Origin of the sequence: Micromonospora sp. CB01531 (assembly GCF_001905095.1) — a bacterium.
Classification (GTDB): Bacteria; Actinomycetota; Actinomycetes; order Mycobacteriales; family Micromonosporaceae; genus Micromonospora.
Genome location: NZ_LWLS01000107.1, coordinates 1 through 16,813, shown reverse-complemented (window position 1 = coordinate 16,813; position 16,813 = coordinate 1). Strand labels below are relative to the sequence as shown.

Below are 16,813 nucleotides of genomic sequence, written 5' to 3'. Positions count from 1 at the left end.
GTACCTCCCTCCTCCGGCGGCGCGCACGTACCGTCGAGGTCATGGCCGCTCCGACCAACATCCGCGCCCAGGTCCGCGACTTTCCTGGTAAGCCGCCCCGGCTCACCCCGGAAGCTGCCGGCCTGCCGGTCTACGGCGGGAACCGGCAGGTCCCGGGACTGCGCCGTGAGGAGATCGCCCTACTCAGCGGCCTGTCGGTGGACTACTACGTGCGGCTTGGGTCAGTGGTTCATCGGATTTGCGGCGTGGAAACCCGGCCGTTCAGGGCCGGGAGGAAACGCCGCTCCCTCCCCTCGGTGATCGTCTTACATGGACGGTTGGTAGGGTGTGAGGCGTGGGTGAGGTGGTGAAGCGGGGCGTACAAGTACCGCTTTTATCCGTCTCCTGAGCAGGCCGAACAGTTGTCCCGCACGTTCGGGTGTGTGCGTCTGGTGTACAACCGGGCGTTGGAGGCGCGGACCCGGGCGTGGGCGGTTGACCGGCAACGCACCACCTATGTGCAATCGTCGGCGTGGCTGACCGAGTGGAAGCGCACCGATGACCTGGCGTTCCTGAACGAGGTGTCGTCGGTGCCGTTGCAGCAGACGCTGCGGCATCTGCAGGCCGGGTTCGTGGCGTTCTGGGACAAGCGAGCCCGGTACCCGAGGTTCAAGTCCAAGCGCAAGTCGCGGGCGTCGGCCGAATACACCCGCTCCGCGTTCCGCTGGCGTGACGGGCAGCTCACCCTGGCCAAGATGAACAGCCCGCTGAACATCGTGTGGTCGCGGCCCCTGCCCGCCGGGGCGGAGCCCTCCACGGTCACGGTGTCCCGGGACGCTGCCAGCCGCTGGTTCGTATCCCTGCTGGTGGAGGACCAGACCGTGAGGCCGCTGCCGCCGGTTGCGGCCGAGGTTGGTGTGGACGCGGGCATCACCAGCCTGCTCACCCTGTCCCACCCGATCCCAGGGGTGAGCGACGAGCAGGGCACGGTGGCCAACCCGCGTTACGGGCAGGCCGACCGGCGCAAGCTTGCCAAGGCGCAGCGGAACCTGGCCCGCAAACAGAAGGGCTCCAACAACCGGGCCAAGGCCCGAATGACGGTGGCCCGCATCCACGCCCGTATCGCCGACCGGCGGCGGGACCACCTGCACAAGCTGACCACCCGACTCGTCCGTGAGACTCAAACGGTCGCGATCGAAGACCTCAGCGTGCGGAACATGCTCCGCAACCGCCGCCTGGCCCGCGTCATCTCCGACGCGGCCTGGGGCCAGTTCCGCAACATGCTGGAGTACAAGGCCACCTGGTACGGGCGTGAAGTGATCCCCGTCCACCGGTGGCTGCCCACGTCCAAGACCTGCTCCGGGTGCGGACGGATCAACACCACCCTCGCCCTCAACGTCCGCTCCTGGACGTGCCCGGGCTGCGGGGCCGAGCACGACCGGGACATCAACGCTGCTCGCAACATTCTCGCCGCCGGGCTGGCGGAGAAATAAAACGCCTGCGGAGCTGACGTAAGACCCCAAGGGAAAATCCTCCCGGAAAGGCAGTCGGCGATGAAACAGGAAACCTCACGGGCGACCGTGGAAAACCGGCCCTTCAGGGCCGGGAGGATGTCAAGTCGTTCCAACGGTCTTTGGTCGCTTGATTCACGCGGCGCGCAGGGGCGCGACGCGCGCCGTCGCTGGACCCTGACCCGGAACGCCGGTTCCGAACGACAACCGAAGAGTCGCTCATCAGCGGAGAGTGGACTGTCGCCCCGTCGCCACCGGGTCGACGACCAATCACTTTGGCGATGACCTCGATATCGTTCGGTACATCCAGGACTCGGATGGCGACCCCGTCTGAAGCGTCCCCGGCCCAGAGGGGAATCTGGTCGCAACGACGATGTCCAACGGTGTGGTCGCCCTGCAGCTGAACAACTTTGCACGGCGACGTCGTTGTCTCGACCGACCCCGGCCTTACCGAATCGATCCTGTTCGACCTCGACGAGTTCGGCGTACCGGCGGCGCCCTTACAGCGGGCGATGGGGACAACGACGATCCAACGTCTTAAGCGCCGCCGATGAGCTGCGCGAGCTGCGGCCAGGTGAGCGTGACCGAGTCGCCGGTCAGCGCCGCGGTGGGCCCTCCACTGTGCCATCGCGCCTACCTCACGACCTCACGAGCCCCGGCGTGCAGGTGCTTCAGCTCGCCGCCGGTCAGCGCGAGTTCGTAGCTGCGGTGGTGCCCGGCTCGCGACAGCGACCACCACAGCATCGCCACACGGCGGGCGCCGGTGGCGCCGAGGTAGCGGCTGAGCATGAGGATCTGGGAGCGGCGGCTGCGGCAGGCCGCGACGGCGGGTGCGGTGTCTGCCCAGTACTGGCCGAGCGCCGACTCGAGGGCCAGCTGCGGCAGCCAGGCGCAGGCGCGCGGCCACAGTCCCCGGGTTCCGCAGGCGGGGGCGGCCACGAGGCGTTCCGCCTCGGTGAGGTAGGTCTGTGGTGAGGTCACCCCTCGATCAGCCAGATGCGCCGATGGCTGGATGTGTCCCGCTCCGGCTATTACGAATGGCGCGGCCGCCCGGAATCGGCGACCGCGCGCCGGCGGGCGGAACTGCAACAGCTGGTCCAGCACTCGTTCGACGCCTTGGGACGGCGACCGCCCACGTTGCCGAACTCGTCACCGTCTGGTCCGGCATGGGGTCACCCGAGCCGGGAGCACCGGAAACGGGAGATGCCAGGTCGCGTAGGGCCGCGAGCAGGGGTCGGCCAGGGCACTGGTGCGGCGCCACCAGTGGTGCACCCTGGGGCGACTCCGGCATCCGCCCGCCAGGCTGTTCGCATGCGGACGTTTGATGTTGTGGTGGTCGGCGCCGGGCCCGGCGGCGAAGTGGCCGCAGGACGTCTGGCCGAGGCTGGCCTCTCCGTGGCGATCGTCGAGGCCGACAAGGTCGGCGGCGAGTGCGCGTACTACGCGTGCATGCCGTCGAAGGCACTGCTGCGCCCCGGCGAGTTGCTCGCCGAGGCGCGGCGGGTGCCCGGCGTCGCCGAGGCAGTGACCGGAAGGCTCGACCGGGACGCCGTGCTGCGACGCCGTGACGAGCTGATCGGCGGCCTCGACGACGCCGGCCAGCTGCCCTGGCTCACCGATCGTGGTATCACTCTCGTGCGCGGCTGGGGCCGGCTGACCGGCGAGAAGCAGATCGAGGTTGGCGGCGAGACGCTGTGGGCCCGGCGGGCGGTGATCCTGGCCGCCGGCACTACCGCGACCTTGCCGGATATCGACGGCCTCGCCGAGTCGAAGCCATGGACCAACCGCGAGGCCACCACGGCCAAGGAGATCCCCGAGTCGCTGGTCATTGTCGGGGGCGGGGTGGTGGGCGTCGAGATGAGCCAGGCATATGCGTCGCTGGGCACCCGGGTGACCCTGGTCGAGGGTTCGCCCGGGCTGCTGCCCCGCGAGGAGGACTTTGTCCGCGAGCAGGTCACCGCGGCCCTGGTCGACGCGGGCGTGGAGATCCGCAGGGGGCGGCAGGCCACGGCCGTACGCCGCGACGGTGACCTGGTGTACGTGACGCTCGACGACGGTGGCCCGGTCACCGCCGAGGAGGTCCTGGTGGCGGCGGGGCGTACGCCGCAGACTGCCGGCCTTGGCCTGGACCGCGTCGGTGTCGCGGCCGAGGGCTTCGTCAAGGTGGATGACCGGATGCGGGTGCCCGGCCTGGATTGGCTGTACGTCGTGGGCGATCTCAACGGGCGGACCCTGTTCACCCACATGGCGAAGTACCAGGCCGCGATCGCCGCCACTGCCGTACTCGGCGGCGACATGACGGCGGAGCACCTCGCCGACGGGCCGGGCGCGCCGCGCGTGATCTTTACCGACCCGCAGGTCGCCGCGGTGGGTCACACTAGCGCCAGCGCGGCCGCGGCCGGGTTGCAGGTACGCATCGTCGACGTGCCGACCGACGGCAACGCCGGGGCGTCGTTCACCGGTGGCGACCGTGGCACGGCACGCTTCCTCGTCGACGAACGGCGCGACGTGTTGGTCGGTGTGACCGTCGTGGGCACCGCAGTGGCCGAGTTCCTGCAGGCGGCGACCATCGCGATCGTCGGGGAGGTACCGGTCCGCCGACTGCGCCACGCGATCCCGCCGTTCCCGACCCGCAGCGAGATCTGGCTCGCCCTGTTCAACGCCCTCGGCATATAGACGGCCGCGAAGCCGGTGGGCCTTTACTCACGAACCCCTACCGAACCCAACCCCTCAGGAGGAAATTATGTCCGATGTCGTCCGCGAGCCGGTCGTTGTTCTCGTCCACGGCGCGTTCGCCGAGTCGTCCAGCTGGAACGGCGTGATCGAGCGCCTCGCCGCCGAGGGTGTCACCGCGGTGGCGGTCGCCAACCCGCTGCGCAGCGTCCGCACCGACGCCGAGTACGTCCGGGACGTCGTCGCGTCCCTCGGCCGCTCCGCGGTCCTGGTCGGCCACTCGTACGGCGGTCAGGTCATCACCCAGGCCGCCGCGGGCGAGCCTGCCGTCCGGGCCCTGGTCTACGTGGCCGCGTTCGCTCCGGAGATCGGCGAGACCGCGCTGGCGCTGTCGAACCAGTTCCCGGGCAGCACGCTGGGTGACGCCGTCGTGCCCCGCGCGCTGACCGGCGGTGGTGGCGAACTCTACATCGATCCGGCGAAGTTCCCGCAGCAGTTCGCGGCAGACGCCGACCCGGGCGAGGCCGCGCTGATGGCTGTCACCCAACGGCCGATCACCGAGGCGGCGCTTAACGAGGGCCTCACCGGCGACGAGCCCGCCTGGCGGCGGCTGCCCAGCTGGTTCGTCTGGGGCAGTGCCGACCGCAACATTCCGGCCGCCGCACTGCGCTGGATGGGTGAGCGCGCCGGGGGCAAGGAGCTGACCGAGATCCCTGGTGCCGGACACGCCCTGCCGGTCACCCAGCCCGGCCCGGTCGCCGGGGCGATCCTGCGGGCCGTCGCCGTCGCGCGCGCTTAAACGGTCCTCGTTCACACCACCGCACCACTCACGGCAAAAGTCCCACCTAACCGAACAGATGGCCCGCGAGACAGCGTCTCTGGTCAGCGTGGCGATCCTGAGTCGACTTGGGTTCCGGGATCGTTTTCCAGCGTGGGGAGGCGTGGGCGTGGAGATGGAATCCGGCGCCCAGTGCGGCTCCTCTCGGCCGGTGGCCGGTGGCCGGTGGTGGGTGTGCTGATCGTGTTCACGCCCTGGTGTCGGTGGGCTGCGCGGGGCAGCCTCCGGTCCGTTGGTGCGTGGTGCGCCGGACGCTTGCCCGCCAGGCTGTGGGGCCGGGTGGGGGAGGGTGCCCTGCCTTGCCTGGCGGGGCGTGAGGTGTGCCGGGTGGGGCCGGTCTTCGACCGGTCCCACCCGGCTGGTCTTGGAGGCGGTGGGGGTGACGACGACGTTGGCTTCGAGCGTGTCCACGACGGGCCTACTACGCCTTGCGGTCCATCCGGACGACCATCGCCGCCGAGCCCGCGCACCGTCCGCGCCGCCAACCGGCGGCGTCCGACCGTCGCCGCCGGACCGGAGGGCAGCACCGATGAGCCGCTGCGCAGCGACGTGCCCCTGGCCGCCCACTCGCCCCGCCAGGAAGCACCACCCGGGCGTGCGTCGCGGCCTGGCCGGGGTCTCAGGTCCGACGACCAGGGTCGTGCACCTCGGTTGACCGGCCGCCCCGACGGGGAGGCTGCACGCAGTCAAAAGTAGTTCACAAGGAGCAGATCATGGCCACGATTCACCTTCACGAGACCACCACCGCGACGCCGGAGCAGTTCCTGGCCGCGTTGACCGACTTCGGGCCGGGCCGATCGAAGCTGTTCAGCGCCACCTCGGACGAGTTCCTGAGGGTGCACGAGCAGGGCCCGACGTTTGCGGATGTCACCGAGGGCACCGGTAGCGCCTGGGAACGGCTGCGGTACGACTGGTCGGATCCGCGCCGAGTGGTCATGAGGACGATCGACTCGAACCTCTGGGGCGGTGCGTCGGGACACACGTACACCATCACTCGGAACCCCCACGGGACGACGGATGTGGATGTCGTGGTGGTGCGGGAGGGCAAGAACGCCAAGGGGCGGGTGATCGGGTTCCTGCTGGGTACCGTCGCCAAAGGGGTTCTGGCGAAGGCGCTGGCTAACTCGGTCAAGGTCGTCGAGGCCCGCAACAACCCGCTGCCTACCGGGTGACCCGCCCGGATCCGGGCCGGTACGCGCGGTTGCCGTCGTGCCGGGCGCCCGGCAGAGCCGCGTCGGCTCAGCCGGAAAGGCGAGCGGCCCGCCGCCGGGCAGGGCACCGCGCAGCGTGCGGCGGTTGGCGCTGCCCGTTGCCTCTTGGCAACACTTTGCGCAGGTGCCATTGGACCGTGCGGGGCTGAGGAACAGCTCCGCGTCGATTTCCATATTCGACTGGCCGTCACGGGCGCGCCTAGCGATCTGCCGCTCCTGCGGGATGAGCTCATCCGGCCTGGAGGCCGTCCGGGTGCGGATCGGGTCGCCGCTGCCGGCCAACTCACGGCAGCTGCTCTCGACGAACGCGTCGGCGGAGACGAACTGGTCGGCCGCGGCCTCGAGGCGAGCGAAATCTTCCACGACTCCGGCGGAGTGTTCCACCACGCCGGCACCGAGGCCCAGGTGCCTGGCCCGCACCCGGACCGGCGGTCGCGCGGCTCCTCCCTGGCGTTCGCGGACCCGGACGGCAACGGGTTCCTGCTGCAGGAGGTGACCGCGCATCCCGGGACGGACCAACCACGTCGTGTACGGATCGGTGGCTGAGCTCGAGCAGGCGTTGCGAGCCGCGGCCGCCCACGGCCAGCACGAGCGGGAACTCGGCCGCGAGGATGCGGACTGGCCGTACTGGTACGTCGCGTACCTGGCCAGGTGGCTGGCCTCGGAGTCTGACATGAGCCGGGCCCCGCACACCCGAACGGCGTGCGGGGCCGTCCCGGCCGGGAGCCGTAGCCTGCCACCGCGGCGTCGGCGGTCGGCGCGGACTGCCCGGCCGGAGCCGGCCCAGGTTCCGGCGAGAGCGGCAGCGCTGTCGTACACCGGTTCGTAGCCGTCTCCCGACACGGCCGATCCAGGTCGAGCAGACCCGGCGGCGAGCCGGGAACGAGGCGGAGGGGCGCTCCTCACCCCGCTCACCCCTCCCCGCCGAATGGCTGCGCCGCCCGGTCGGCCATTCGACCGGACCCTCCCTCAGCCCATGGGGTGCCTCAGCCGGCGTCAGGATGCGGGCACGGCGGGGGAGTGACGCTGTCCCCGAACGCGGCCTGGCCCCACTCTCGCTCAACGATCAGCCGAAAGGCGGCCCGAACCGCCTCGACGTCGGTGGTGTCGAACCGGAACTCGCGCTGTCGCTGCTCGGGCGTGCGGTACAGACGATCGCTCAGATAGCGGTAGTCGATCGGGTACAGGAAGTTTAACGCCGGAAGGTCGTCCCCGAGGACGGCCAGTGCCTGCCACAACGAGCGGATCCACCGGCTCATCGCCGGGCTCCGTCGGGCTGGCCGGCGGGTTGATCGGCGCGCCCGGCCGGCGTGGGCGGGATGGCAGTGGGCAACGAGTTCATACCCGGATCGACGCGCCCCCGCAGACCGATGTTCACCCGGCCGCCTGGCGATTCGGGTGAGCTCGCGCACTGCCGGCGAGTTGCGGAACCTACGCGTTCAGCAGGCCGTCACCATGACCACGAGGGGGCGACTGAGCCGCTCAGGGAAGCCGACCCGGGAGTGGGCCAACAGAGGGTCCTGAACGCATTCCGCCAAGAGTGGGCTACCAGCGGAGACGGTCACCACCGGCGACGACAACGCCGGATACCCGACAACCCTCGACGGCATGCACAGGTATGTCACCCGCCACCGGCTACACCAGCGCCGGACAGTTCGCCTCCCGCACCTACGGTGACCCCGGCACGCGGACGAAGGTGCGGGGACTGGACGATCAGGAGCCCTTCCAACCGGAATAGGGAGATGGCCTGCCAGACGTTGGTCCGGCTCAGTCCATGCTCCTGAGCCAGTCGCATTCTGCTGGGCAGCGACGCGGCGGGCGCGAGGTCGCCGGACGGCCAACAGGCCACCTCGAGGCCGGTGATCGGGTCGTCTCGGGCGGTGGGCGCGCTCGGTCTGCTGGCCGATCGGATCGGCGGGGTGGGCGCGGCGATCGGCCGCGCCGTCCACCGGGACTGACCCCACGGCATGGTCCTCTGGTGCCGCCTGGGACATCCCGGGCGCCGTGCGGGGGCTGCGCATGCTCGACGCCGTTACCGACATCACGATCACGGTGCCGGCCGCCTCGGGGCCTGCCCATGGCGTGGCCCTGGGCAGGCCGCTGATGACGATGTCGACCATCTGGAGGCCAGCAAACGTACGGTTCGCCAGGGCGAAGTACCCGGGGCACGGATCGAGGTCCGGTGCCTGATGCAGTAGCTGCCCATTGATCCCTGCCCGCCGGTTGGCAAGATGCCATGCAGGCCGGCTCGGAGACACGGACGTTCTCATGCGCGACGACGGCCGGCAATGGGAATGGGTGTGGGCCAACTGGCGTGGCCTTCAGCGGCGTCGCGGACTGAGCGCACGGGCGGGACACCGCCAGCGGGCCGGGACGAGACGTGCCGGCCCGCTCGCCGGGCCGGCCGGCCGTCAGCTGTCGAGGCGCTCGATGATCGTGGCGTTGGCGGTGCCGCCGGCCTCGCACATGGTCTGCAGCCCGTACCGGCCGCCAGTGCGTTCGAGGGCGTGCAGCAGGGTGGTGGCGAGGCGGGCGCCGCTGGCCCCGAGCGGGTGGCCGATGGCGATGGCCCCGCCGTCGATGTTCACCTTCGCCGGGTCAGCGCCGGTCTCCGCGAGCCAGGCGAGCACGACCGAGGAGAACGCCTCGTTGACCTCGAACGCGTCGATGTCGGCTAGGGTGAGGCCGGCCCGGGCGAGCACCCGGGCGGTGGCCGGAATGATGCCGGTGAGCATAAAAATCGGGTCGTCCCCGACGACCGTCGCGGTGTGGATCCGGGCCCGGGGGCGCCATCCGCGCCGCCGGGCGGTCTCGCTGGTGGTGAGCAGCAGCGCCGCCGACCCGTCGTTGAGCGGGCTGGAGTTGCCTGCGGTGACCTTCCAGTCGATCTCACCGAAGCGCGCAGTCCAGTGCGCGGCGGCGAAGGCCGGCGGCAGCTCGGCGAGCCGTTCCACCGTGGTCCCAGGCCGGATGGTCTCGTCAGTGGCGAGGTCGACGCCGGGCAGCGGGGCCACCTGGCTGTCGAACCGTCCCTGCCGCCAGGCCTCGGCGGCCCGCTGATGGCTGGTAGCGGCGTACTCGTCGAGCCGGGTGCGGGACAGGTCCCATTTGCGGGCGATCAACTCCGCGCTGACACCCTGCGGGATGAGACCGCCGGGGTAGCGCGCGGTCACTGCCGGCCCGGCGACATCGGCCCGGGCACCGTCGACGACGGCTGCGCTGCCGATCGGCACCCGGCTCATCGACTCCACCCCGGAGGCGACCACGATGTCGTACGCCCCGGCGACCAGGCCCTGGGCGGCGAAGCTCAGCGCCTGTTGGCTGCTGCCGCACCGCCGGTCGACGGTCACCCCGGGCACCGACTCGGGGAATCCGGCGGCGAGGGCGGCGAGCCGGGTGGTGTTGGTGCTCTGCTCGCCGACCTGGCCGACGGCGCCGCCGATGATGTCGTCGATCTCGACCGGGTCGAGGCCGGGGACCCGGGCGACGAGGCTGCGCAGCGCGTGCGCGTGCAGCTCGACGGGGTGGACCTCGGGATACGCACCTCGTTTCGCCTTGCCGATGGGGGTTCGTACCGCCTCGACGATGACCGCGTCCCGCATCCCTGCCTCCTGCGAGTTGACCCGGACCGATTGGTCCGGGACCGAGTAGTCCGATCCTGCGCCGCCCGGGTCGCGCCAGTCAATCGTTGACGGACCAGCCGGTCCGTTATCCTCGCCACAGCGACCGTGAAGGGAGGGGCCCATGGCGCGCACCGCCGCCCCGGGCAGCCGGGAACGGGTTTTGCGCACGGCCGGCGAACTGTTCTATCGGCACGGTGTGCGGGCCGTCGGGATGAACCAGGTGATCGACGCGGCCGGCTGCGGCAAGAGCCTGCTCTACGCCCACTTCCCCAGCAAGAACGACCTGGTGGCCGCGTACCTGCGGGCCTGCCGTGCGGTGCGGGACCGGGACTTGGCGGCGGCCACAGCGGGCCTGGCGGACGACCCGGCCGCACGGCTGCGCGCGCTCGTCGCGGAGATCGCCGCCAGTACCACCCGGCCGGACTTCCGCGGCTGCGCGTTCCGGATATACCTCACCGAGTTCCCCGAGGACGAGGGCGGGCCCGCCCGGGTGGCGCGGGACTACCTGCGCGACAGCCGGGCCGAGATCGACGGCCTCGTCGCCCGGCTGGACGTGGCGAACCCCGGCCAGCTCGGCGACCGGATCTGGCTGATCGTGGAAGGGCTCTACGCGAGCGCCGCCCGGCCCGACTCGGCTACCGCGTCCGCCGCTGCGACCCAGTTCGTCGACGACCTACTCGCCGCCGCCGCGCCGCGCTGAGCGGTCACTCAGCCAACGGCTCGGATCTCGTCGCCGTGCTGGTCCAGCCCGAGCAGGGGCCTGTCGTAGTGCGGCGGGGTCGCCGAGAAGCTGACCGGTCGGCGCACCCCCAACGGTGCGTGCATCCGGCCGGTTCAACTCGTACCAGGAAAGGGCTTGAGAACCCCGTGACATCGCTGGTCGGCGATGCGGTGATATGGTCGGCGGCTCGCCCGCCGCAAAGTGACGCAAACCCTCGTATTTCCGGTAGAAGATCTTCAACGACATCCTCGACCCCAACCAGAACCGGGACACTCGTTGTCTGACTGAACCGAGTGGCCAGCAGCGCCGTTGTAGGACCGGACATAGCAGGCGGGGCGGCGTCTTGTCCGGGGGTGATGGGCATGGACGACGGGCGCCGGGCGCAACCAGCGACAGGAATCCAATTAGGAGGGCGGGATCGGAGGGTCCGTGCCTTTGATCCCATGCACGGTCGTGGGATAGCGATTGCTGTCGCCCCGGTTGGGCCGCCGTCATTCAACATGAATTGTTCTGATTCGAGTGGAGGAGAATCATGTTAGGCAGCAAGAGAGTTATTCGCGCTGTTGCACCCTTCGTTGTAGCGGGTGCAGTATCGTCCAGCCTTCTACTTGGCGGACCGGGATCAGCCTCCGCTGCACCCGTCAGAGCGCAAATAGCTGCGGGGTACGTCAATGACATCATTCGTGAAGATATTTGGGCCTACGCCCTGTGTTTGGGCGAAGCGCAACATAGGAATAATTACACTTACGGAAACCCAAACGGCTCGCCTGACCAGTACTTCTACTGCGCGTCGCGCGACGCGGGCGGCTTCAACCTCTGGTGGAGGCACTGGGTCTAAGCGCCTGCGCGAGCAAGTCCGCGAACAGGTCGAGGGTCGAACCGGCAGCCGACGGCCGCGCTGGTCGACTCCCAGTCGATACGCGGTGCCGACACCGTCGTCCGACCCAGCCACGGCTACGACGCCGCGCGCGAGTTGATGATACGCCGTGCCGAGTGGCGGGTCGGGCCGGGCCGGTGGCGTCAGGCTGTCGGGTGGCAGAGCCGGTTCGGGTACGTCGAAATCTGTCCGCCCGTAACCCAATCTGGCTCTTCGAACTTGAGCGGGGTTCGCGGGTGAGTCGACCCGAGCGTGAAGGGCTCGCAGCCCGTCACTGATCATCTGAGTGTCTAGTTCGGATGGTCACAAGTGAAGAGCTGCGAGCATGGTCAACGATACGACCCGGCTGCTGGGGCTGGACGGCCTGGTCGCTGAGCGGGTCGAGGTGGACGTCACCGGCGTCCCGGTGGTGGACCTGTCCACCGGCTGTGAGCAGGCACGATGCTGCCCGCACGGGCGGGCAGCGGGCGCTGAAGGTGAAGCAGTGGACCACAACCCGGTCGAGGGACCTGCCAGTCGGAGGCCGGACGGTACGGCTGCGCTGGCGCAAACGTCGCTGGTACTGCTCGACGCCAGGCTGTCCGCGTAAGTCGTTCACCGAGTAGGTCGCGCAGGTCCCGGCCCGTGCCCGGCTGACCAGCCGGCTGCGGCAGGCGGCCGGGGCGGCGGTCGCCGACGCGGGTCGCACGATCGTGCAGGCCGCCCGGGACGACGGCATCTCCTGGCCGGTCGTCGCTGCCGCGTTCACCGCCCACGCGAGCGCGGTGTTGCCGGCCGAGCCGGAGCCGGTCGCGGTGCTGGGCATCGACGAGGTGCGTCGCGGTAAGCCGCACGACCTCTCGACCTGCTCGCAGTCGCCCGCACCCAGCCGAACAGGGAACACGTCCACCAGCTGCTGCACCGCTTCTACGCCCGCTGCGCCGCCTCTGACCTGCCCGAACTGCACCGGCTCGCCACCACGATCGAGACCTGGTGGCCACAAATCCTGGCGTTCCTGACGACCGGCATCACCAACGCCGGCTCCGAAGGAACCAACCGGGTGATCAAAACCATCGCCTGCAACGCCTACGGCTTTCGGAACCCCGAAAACCAACGCCTACGCACCCGCACCGCCACCACCCGACACCACCGAGGACACCTCAACCCCGCTTAAATTCGAAGAGCCCCCAATCTCCAGTGCGAATTGACGAATGCCCTGTCGATAGTGCTGGTGGGCAGAATGCGTTGTTGCGCCATGGCGTTCTCGTGGAAAGCGCCCACCGGTAGTGTTTACGGATTGTTAGGTCCTTGGCTTATCGCATGAGCACCCGTTTGTATGACAGATGCTACACGGGAGTGGTCAATTCCCCCGGACACAAACCGAATCCCAGCGATGCGTCGCAAGATCGATATCTGCTCGCACCGTTTGCGTCCTGCCACCAATGCGGCGACTTCGGCCGACGCAGCGGGGACAGGTTTCACTGCACCCGCCGCGGGGTGGTGTGGCAGGCCGACGTGAACGCCGCGATCAACATCCTGCACCGAGCCGGCGACCCCGACATCGCCCTGCACACCCCACACCACAGGGTGAAGCAGATCCTGCAGGACCGGGCCGATCGCCACCGGACGCTTCGTGGAATCGCCGGAGGCGCGAGCAAGTATGCGGCCCTCATCGTCGACTGGATCACCGCCAGTAGGCGACCGCGTCGTCGTGCGCCCGCTGCAACCAGGCGAAGGCCTTCCGTACGGACACCAGGGGCCGACCAGGGAGTCCCACTGGTGCAAACGCCGCGGCCATGCTGCAAGTGTCTTCTTCGACAGCGATACGATCCAGGAGGCAGTCATGAGCACCCCCGAAGTGCCCAGTGACGACGCGACCAGCGGCGCGAGCGCTGGGAAGGTCGACTTGAAGCTGGAAGTCGTCGTCATCCCCGTTTCGGATGTCGACCGTGCGAAGGCCTTCTACGGGAGCCTCGGGTGGAGGCTGGACGCTGACTTCGCCTTTGACAACGGCTTCCGGGTTGTCCAGTTCACTCCGCCGGGCTCGCCTTGCTCGATCCAGTTCGGCACGAACATCACAACGGCGATGCCCGGCTCGGCCCAGGGCCTCTACCTGGTCGTCTCCGACATTGAGGCTGCGCGAGACGTGCTCGCAGCCCGTGGTGTAAAGGTCAGCGAGGTATTCCACGCCGAGGCGCCGGGTGCCCAGTTCCGGCCCGACGGCACGAGCGGTCGGGTCGGCGGGCCGGCGGACGATCACGCCAGCTACGGATCCTTCGGCACGTTCAGCGACCCGGACGGCAACGGCTGGCTGCTGCAGGAGGTCACGACGCGGTTGCCCGGCCGCATCGAAGCCACTGAAACTTCGTACTCCTCGGCGAACGACCTGCAGCAGGCGTTGGTGCGTGCGGCGACTGCCCATGGCGAGCACGAAAAGCGCACCGGGCAGCACGACGAGAGCTGGCCGGAGTGGTACGCCGCGTACATGGTGGCCGAGCAGTCCGGCGGGGAGCTGCCGACGTGAGAGCTGAGCCCGCGGTCCCATGAGATGCAGTGCACTGTCGCTTTGAACGTCTCGCGATACGTCACTTCACCCAAGGAATGGGGCGCGTGTGGCCGAGACGACATACGCCCTGCCGACGCCTCGCCGTGGGTGCGGGTCGATTCTCGGCGTCGGGAGGGCGCTGTCAGCGGCGGGTCTGATGTCGGCACCCATCGTCGAAGTCGACCGGGTGAAGGAGTCTCGGTTGGCGACTCGACCTGACGTCGCCTTCGACAACGGCCTTCCGGGCCGTCCAGCTCACGCCGCCGGGCTCCGGGTGCTCGGTCCAGTTGGGCACGAATCGAACGACCATTACGAGAACGCGCGAACCGAGAAGGAGACGCATCATGAGCCAATTAGTCCTCACTGCGGTAGGCGGCGATCTCGACGACACCGTCTCACTGGACCTCGGACCTGAGGGCTCGCCCGGAGTCGACGACGTCGTGATCGAGGTCGAGGCGGCGCCGATCAATGGCGCAGACTTACTGTTCGCGGCTGGCTGGTTCGGGGTCTACCCAGAGGTCCCCGCAGCAATGGGGGCCGAAGGTGTGGGTCGCATCGTCGGGGCCGGGTCGCAGGTCGATCCCACACTGGTCGGGCAGCGTGTGATCATCCTGCCGACGTTCCGTTACGGCACCTGGGCCACCAGAACGGTGGTGCCGGCGCGGAACGTCATCCCAGTCCCCGAGGGGGCCGATCCTCTGCAACTGGCGATGCTCTCCGTCAACCCGGCCGCTGCATATGCCCTGTTGAACGACTTCGTCCCGCTGCAGCCGGGCGATTGGGTCGGCTTGAACCTCGCCAACTCGGCCGTCGGGCACTACCTGATCGCCCTGGCTCAGCGCGCCGGCATCAAGACGCTGGCGGTGGTTCGCCGCGAGGACGCTGCCGACCACGTCCGACAGCTCGGCGCCGACCTCGTCGTACTCGATGGCGATGACCTCGGCGAACGTGTCGCGCAGTCTCTGCGCGGCGCCAGGCTGCGCGTCCTGTTCGAGGGCACGGGTGACCCCGGCCAGGTGGCTCAGCTGGTGACCGCGGTGCAGGAGGGTGGCTCGGTGATCACCTTTGCGGCCGTTACTGGTCAGGCTCCCGTGCTGCCACTGGCGGACCTGATCTACCGGGGAATCTCTCTTCGCGCGTTCTACATTCTCAACTGGATTCGGGACACACCACGGGAGCGCCTCGAGCGTGTCTACGCCGAGTTGTCGGAACTCGTCGAGAAGGGCGCCATCGGTGCGGTCGTCGAGGCGACCTACCCGCTGGATCAGCACCAGAAGGCGCTGCGGCACGCACAGAAGAACGCTCGCACCGGCAAGATCCTGTTCGTCCCGAACGAGTCGGCCATGTAGGCATAGTGGCAAGGGCGTATTGGAAAAGGCGCTGGCAAAGACAGTCGAGGCCATCGAATCCCGCAACACCGGGGCGAGGTCATCGGAAACCGCATAGACGTGCGAAGGAGTAAATAATGGCAACGGACACACAGGCGGTGGAGCTCTCGCAGCTGACGGCGCCGATCATCACGGTCGAAGCGGCCAACGGCGTCACGTACGCCTATCGGCGCTTCGGCAGGAGCGACGCCCCTTGGCCGCCGCTGCTCTTTCTGCAGCACTTCCGGGGCAATCTCGACAACTGGGACCCGCTGCTCGTCGACACCATTGCAGGACACCGTGAAGTGATCCTCCTCGACAATGCAGGCGTGGGCCTCTCCTCTGGCAAGGTCCCCTCTACCGTCACCGAGATGGCCCGCGATGCGATCGCCTTTCTTGACGCGTTGGAGATCGGCCGGATCGATGTGCTTGGCTACTCTCTGGGTGGCATGGTCGCCCAGGAGCTCGCGTTGCTGCGGCCACGGGTGGTACGCCGCATCGTCCTGGCAGGAACCGGTCCACGGGGCGGCCAGCAAATGCACGGCTGGACCTTCGACATCGAGCGTACGGCGAACAACGCGAACAACGGCATCGAGGACCTGCTCCACATCTTCTTCGAGGTCACTGAGACCAGCCGGGCGCTCGGCCGCGAGTACATCCAGCGGGCCTTCGGCCGGATGGAGGGGGCCGACAAACCGAATGGTCCGGAGGTCGCGCGCGCTCAGTACGACGCGATCGTGGAATGGGGGATCCCTGACCCGACCCAGCTCAATAGGCTTGCCGGGATCACCCAGCCCACGCTCGTCGCCAACGGTGACAACGACATGATGATCCCGACCGTCAACTCGCAGATCCTCGCCGATCACCTGCCCAACGCGCGGCTGCGGATCTTCGCCGACGCCGCGCACGGGTTCCTCTTTCAGTACCCCCGACAGTTCGCCGAGCTCGTCACGGAGTTCCTGTCCGCGGCTTGACCCTACCTCTTTGTTCACACCGACGAAGAGGTCACTGGTTCAATCCCAGTATCGCCCATAAAGAGAAACCGCAGGTGAGAGGCCGGTTGGGGAGGTCCCCGACCGGCCTCTCTGCTACCCCTCGCTGGAGATCATGAGTCGCCCGTGAGTGGCGGTTCCGCGGCCTCGGCAGCAGCGGCACCACACCTCGTTCCGGCAGGTTCGCTCGGATGCCAACGTCGAACCCCTGCTACATCCCTTCCTCCTCCCGGGCCGCCGCGATCCGATCCACAATGGTGTTCGGTCGGGATGCTGACCGTCTCCCGTCACCCCTCAGTGCGCTCTAGTGAGCACATGGTCGGGCAGTCCTGCCTGGCGGTGGGGCGGTCTCGGTCTTACTCGCGTGGGTGGTGCCGGGTTGACGTTTTGCGGCCACCGGCCCGCTGGGGCGGGTCTTCTGGTCGGCTCCGCGCCCTGCCACCGGGCCACTCCCGGCGGTGGTTGCCTCAGAGAGTGTTGTGTTACTGGCCGATCAC

11 protein-coding genes and 2 pseudogenes are annotated in these 16,813 nt (G+C 68.9%); 10 read left to right on the top strand and 3 right to left on the bottom strand.

All coding sequences use genetic code 11. The features are described from left to right. Positions 1-368 precede the first annotated feature (368 nt). A pseudogene (locus tag A6A27_RS33165) lies at positions 369-1,472 on the top strand (RNA-guided endonuclease InsQ/TnpB family protein); the annotation flags it as partial. A 651-nt stretch (positions 1,473-2,123) separates the two neighbouring features. On the opposite strand, the gene A6A27_RS33160 reads toward A6A27_RS33165, so the two are convergent. Beyond that, on the bottom strand, positions 2,124-2,471 hold the full coding sequence (locus A6A27_RS33160; RefSeq protein WP_073838610.1) for a hypothetical protein: 348 nt from the start codon (positions 2,469-2,471) through the stop codon (positions 2,124-2,126). A 330-nt stretch (positions 2,472-2,801) separates the two neighbouring features. Between A6A27_RS33160 and A6A27_RS33155 the strand changes: the two genes are divergently transcribed. From A6A27_RS33155 to A6A27_RS33145, 3 genes are all read left to right on the top strand, one after another. Then, complete coding sequence (locus A6A27_RS33155) at positions 2,802-4,166, top strand: dihydrolipoyl dehydrogenase family protein (protein WP_073838609.1); 1,365 nt, start codon at positions 2,802-2,804, stop codon at positions 4,164-4,166. A gap of 67 nt (positions 4,167-4,233) precedes the next feature. After that, on the top strand, positions 4,234-4,962 hold the full coding sequence (locus A6A27_RS33150) for an alpha/beta fold hydrolase (RefSeq protein WP_073838608.1): 729 nt from the start codon (positions 4,234-4,236) through the stop codon (positions 4,960-4,962). Positions 4,963-5,714: 752 nt separating this feature from the next. Beyond that, positions 5,715-6,173 (top strand): hypothetical protein, encoded by a 459-nt coding sequence (locus tag A6A27_RS33145; RefSeq protein WP_073838607.1) that lies wholly within the window; start codon positions 5,715-5,717, stop codon positions 6,171-6,173. A 1,025-nt stretch (positions 6,174-7,198) separates the two neighbouring features. Here A6A27_RS33145 and A6A27_RS33135 read toward each other — a convergent pair. Together A6A27_RS33135 and A6A27_RS33125 are read right to left on the bottom strand one after the other, a co-directional pair. After that, positions 7,199-7,471: a hypothetical protein gene (locus A6A27_RS33135; RefSeq protein WP_073838605.1), complete on the bottom strand. Its 273-nt coding sequence runs from the start codon at positions 7,469-7,471 to the stop codon at positions 7,199-7,201. Between the two features lie 1,152 nt (positions 7,472-8,623). Then, the gene (locus tag A6A27_RS33125) at positions 8,624-9,814 is read right to left on the bottom strand and encodes a thiolase family protein (protein WP_073838603.1); all 1,191 of its coding nucleotides are present in this window, start codon (positions 9,812-9,814) and stop codon (positions 8,624-8,626) included. A 142-nt stretch (positions 9,815-9,956) separates the two neighbouring features. Here A6A27_RS33125 and A6A27_RS33120 point away from each other — a divergent pair, with 142 nt between their 5' ends. The 6 genes and pseudogenes from A6A27_RS33120 to A6A27_RS33095 all read left to right on the top strand — a co-directional run bounded on the left by A6A27_RS33120 (position 9,957) and on the right by A6A27_RS33095 (position 16,298). Further along, positions 9,957-10,535, top strand: coding sequence for a TetR/AcrR family transcriptional regulator (locus tag A6A27_RS33120; RefSeq protein WP_073838602.1), 579 nt, complete (start codon positions 9,957-9,959; stop codon positions 10,533-10,535). Positions 10,536-11,758: 1,223 nt separating this feature from the next. Further along, a pseudogene (locus tag A6A27_RS47785) lies at positions 11,759-12,586 on the top strand (transposase). A gap of 146 nt (positions 12,587-12,732) precedes the next feature. Beyond that, positions 12,733-13,281: a zinc ribbon domain-containing protein gene (locus A6A27_RS47780; protein ID WP_198940552.1), complete on the top strand. Its 549-nt coding sequence runs from the start codon at positions 12,733-12,735 to the stop codon at positions 13,279-13,281. After that, the gene (locus A6A27_RS33105; RefSeq protein ID WP_073838601.1) at positions 13,256-13,936 is read left to right on the top strand and encodes a VOC family protein; all 681 of its coding nucleotides are present in this window, start codon (positions 13,256-13,258) and stop codon (positions 13,934-13,936) included. Before A6A27_RS47780 ends, A6A27_RS33105 begins: the two co-directional genes overlap by 26 nt. Positions 13,937-14,301: 365 nt before the next feature. Then, positions 14,302-15,306, top strand: coding sequence for a zinc-dependent alcohol dehydrogenase family protein (locus tag A6A27_RS33100; protein WP_073838600.1), 1,005 nt, complete (start codon positions 14,302-14,304; stop codon positions 15,304-15,306). A gap of 116 nt (positions 15,307-15,422) precedes the next feature. Beyond that, entirely contained in the window at positions 15,423-16,298 is an 876-nt protein-coding gene (locus A6A27_RS33095) for an alpha/beta fold hydrolase (RefSeq protein WP_073838599.1), read from the top strand. Positions 16,299-16,813: the final 515 nt, after the last annotated feature.

Bases quoted from the DNA above. Each gene is read 5' to 3' on its own strand.
- A6A27_RS33150 (WP_073838608.1), top strand. From the start codon at position 4,234: ATGTCCGATGTCGTCCGCGAGCCGGTCGTTGTTCTCGTCCACGGCGCG.
- A6A27_RS33095 (WP_073838599.1), top strand. From the start codon at position 15,423: ATGGCAACGGACACACAGGCGGTGGAGCTCTCGCAGCTGACGGCGCCG.
- A6A27_RS33105 (WP_073838601.1), top strand. From the start codon at position 13,256: ATGAGCACCCCCGAAGTGCCCAGTGACGACGCGACCAGCGGCGCGAGC.
- A6A27_RS47780 (WP_198940552.1), top strand. From the start codon at position 12,733: ATGAGCACCCGTTTGTATGACAGATGCTACACGGGAGTGGTCAATTCC.
- A6A27_RS33135 (WP_073838605.1), bottom strand. From the start codon at position 7,471: ATGAGCCGGTGGATCCGCTCGTTGTGGCAGGCACTGGCCGTCCTCGGG.
- A6A27_RS33125 (WP_073838603.1), bottom strand. From the start codon at position 9,814: ATGCGGGACGCGGTCATCGTCGAGGCGGTACGAACCCCCATCGGCAAG.
- A6A27_RS33100 (WP_073838600.1), top strand. From the start codon at position 14,302: ATGAGCCAATTAGTCCTCACTGCGGTAGGCGGCGATCTCGACGACACC.
- A6A27_RS33120 (WP_073838602.1), top strand. From the start codon at position 9,957: ATGGCGCGCACCGCCGCCCCGGGCAGCCGGGAACGGGTTTTGCGCACG.
- A6A27_RS33145 (WP_073838607.1), top strand. From the start codon at position 5,715: ATGGCCACGATTCACCTTCACGAGACCACCACCGCGACGCCGGAGCAG.
- A6A27_RS33155 (WP_073838609.1), top strand. From the start codon at position 2,802: ATGCGGACGTTTGATGTTGTGGTGGTCGGCGCCGGGCCCGGCGGCGAA.